Source organism: Mesorhizobium sp. M1E.F.Ca.ET.063.01.1.1 (genome assembly GCF_003998155.1).
Lineage (GTDB): Bacteria > Pseudomonadota > Alphaproteobacteria > Rhizobiales > Rhizobiaceae > Mesorhizobium.
In genome coordinates this window covers 1-2543 of sequence record NZ_RZSC01000813.1, presented here as the reverse complement: position 1 = coordinate 2543, position 2543 = coordinate 1, and the positions used below count along the sequence as shown (strand labels likewise).

Here is a 2543-nt window from a genome sequence, read left to right as displayed (position 1 = left end):
GGCGGGAGCCGCTCGGAGTGTGCGTCGGCATCGGCGCCTGGAACTATCCGATCCAGATCGCCGGGTGGAAATCGGCGCCGGCTTTGGCCATGGGCAACGCCATGGTGTTCAAGCCGTCGGAGAACACGCCGCTTTCGGCACTGGCGCTGGCCGAGATCTACAGCGAGGCGGGGCTGCCCGACGGGCTGTTCAACGTCGTCCAGGGTTTTGGCGATGTCGGCGCCGGACTCGTCGGCCACGACGTGGTGGCCAAGGTCTCCGTGACCGGCTCGGTGCCGACCGGCCGCAAGGTGCTGTCGCTCGCCGGCTCGAAGATGAAGCATGCGACGATGGAGCTCGGCGGCAAGTCGCCGCTGATCGTCTTCGACGATGCCGATCTCGAGAACGCCATCGGCGGCGCCCTGCTCGGCAACTTTTACTCCACCGGCCAGATCTGCTCCAACGGCACGCGCGTCTTCGTCCAGAGCGGCATCCATAATCGCTTCGTCGAGCGGCTGATCGAGCGCACCAAGAAAATCCGCATCGGCGATCCGCTCGATCCGGAAACGCAGATGGGGCCGATGGTCAACAAGGCGCAGCAGGACAAGGTCGCCTCCTATATCGCGGCCGGCAAGCAGGAAGGCGCGACGCTCGCCTGCGGCGGCAACGTGCCGTCGCTGCAGGGTTTTCAGGGCGGCTTTTTCATCGAGCCGACCGTGTTTACCGGCGTCACCGACGGCATGCGCATCGCGCGCGAGGAGATCTTCGGGCCGGTCATGAGCGTGCTCAAGTTCGACAGCGAGGACGAGGTCATCGAGCGCGCCAACGATACCGAATTCGGCCTTGCGGCGGGCGTCTTCACACGCGACCTGCCGCGCGCGCATCGGGTGATCGCCGAGTTGCAGGCCGGCACCTGCTGGATCAACGCCTACAATCTGACGCCGGTAGAAATGCCCTTCGGCGGCGTCAAGCAGTCCGGCATCGGCCGCGAGAACTCGCTTGCCGCGCTGGCGCACTATTCGCAGCTGAAGGCAGTGTATGTCGAGACGGGGGATGTGGCGAGCCCGTATTGACTTGGCAACCGGCTCGGCCGCGCTTATCATAAATTGATAAGAATGGATAATAGCAAGGAACTGAGCCATGCCAGCAAGCTATAACATCGGTTCTCGCTATGAGGCACTGGTACGCGAGCTCGTCGAAAGCGGCCGCTATGCAAGCGCCAGCGAAGTCGTACGTGATAGCCTGCGCCTCCTTGAGGAGCGCGAGGAGCAGCGGCAGGCGAAGCTTGCTGCTTTGCGTGATGATATCCGCAAGGGGAAAGAAAGCGGCCCCGGCATTCCGGCATCGGAGGTTCTTGACCAGCTGGAAGCGAAGTACCGCGACACAAGCCATAAGTAACGGCTGTCACATTCTCACCTGCCGCCGCAAGGGATGTCGAGGAAATCGGCGACTATATCCATGCTGAAAACCCAGCTGCGGCTCGGCGTTTTCTGGCCGCGCTCAGAGTACGGTGTGGGCGCATTGCCGACGCACCGCGCGGCGGCGCGCTCCGATCCTCGCTAATGCCAAGTCTGCGTTCAATTCCGTTCCAGCACTATGTAGTTTTCTACATGGCTGAAGGCGATAATGTGCGCATTGAGCGAGTCCTGCACGGCGCTCGTGATATTGAAGCGGTTTTCGACGAGGACGGCGACGTTTAGTTGCGCAGGCGCCGCCTCACCCCTCCCCCGCCGTCCCATCCAGATACTGCGTCAGGGCGCAGACCAGATGGTAGAAGATGCTCGCCGGCACGTCGGTCGCCAGGGAGCGGCCGCGCTCGTCGATGCGGTCGATCCACAATCCGAGCGGAGCCGGGTCGATGTGCCAGCGGAACAGCCGGCCAACGCGCGCCTCGATCTCGGGTTTGAGGTCGGGCCCGCCAGAGCCGTCGCGCGCGATCGCCGCCTTTATGGCTTCGGCTTGCGGCCAGCTGCGCGAGACCGTGTCGAGCGGCAGGCCCTGGCGTGAGACGGCGCCGTAGGAAAGGCCGGTGGCGCGGTTGAGGCCATTCGCGACGGCCGAGGCATAGAGCTTGCGAGCGAAGGCGGTGAGTTCGGTCTGGCCGCTGCGGGCGGCGAAATCGACGAGCAGCGAGGCCCATTCGAAATGATGGCCGGGCTCGGTCCAGGCGCCCTTCTCGCCGGCCACCGGTTTCCAGCCGTCGTCGAAATATTCGCCCAGCGTCCAGCTGTCGGCATCGAAGAAATGACTGCGGAAAAGGTCGATGATGCGTGAGGCGCGGCGCAGATAGGCGCGCTCGCCGGTTGCCTGGTGCCAGGCGAGGAAGGCCTCGAGCAGATGCATATGCGGGTTGGAGCGGCGCTCGCCCTCGCCATCAGACGTTTCGAGGAAGCCGGTCATGCGGCTGTCCTCGAGATGGGCGTCGAGGAAGGCGAAGGTCTCCTCCCCCAGCCGCAAGGCGTCGGGATGGCCGGAGATGTGGGCGTGCGCCAGCGCCAAGAGCACGCAGGAATGATCGTAAGCGTCCTCGACCGGGTCGGCGACCGAGCCGTCGATATTGAGCG

3 protein-coding genes and 1 pseudogene are annotated in these 2543 nt (G+C 64.3%); 3 read left to right on the top strand and 1 reads right to left on the bottom strand.

The genetic code is table 11. The features are described 5' to 3' along the window. The 3 genes and pseudogenes from betB to EOA29_RS32710 all read left to right on the top strand — a co-directional run. On the top strand, nt 1-1052 hold a 1052-nt coding region (gene betB, locus EOA29_RS32720; RefSeq protein ID WP_127222163.1), incomplete at its 5' end, for a betaine-aldehyde dehydrogenase. 67 nt (nt 1053-1119) lie between these two features. Beyond that, the gene (locus EOA29_RS32715) at nt 1120-1377 is read left to right on the top strand and encodes a type II toxin-antitoxin system ParD family antitoxin (RefSeq protein ID WP_126095045.1); all 258 of its coding nucleotides are present in this window, start codon (nt 1120-1122) and stop codon (nt 1375-1377) included. Nucleotides 1378-1394: 17 nt separating this feature from the next. Beyond that, nucleotides 1395-1679: pseudogene (locus EOA29_RS32710) on the top strand (type II toxin-antitoxin system RelE/ParE family toxin); the annotation flags it as partial. A 16-nt stretch (nt 1680-1695) separates the two neighbouring features. Here the strand turns inward: EOA29_RS32710 and EOA29_RS32705 are convergent. Next, nucleotides 1696-2543: AGE family epimerase/isomerase (locus tag EOA29_RS32705; protein WP_189479062.1), on the bottom strand; the 848-nt coding region annotated here is incomplete at its 5' end.

Excerpts from the sequence above, each read along its gene's own strand:
- EOA29_RS32715 (WP_126095045.1), top strand. The coding sequence starts at position 1,120 with ATGCCAGCAAGCTATAACATCGGTTCTCGCTATGAGGCACTGGTACGC.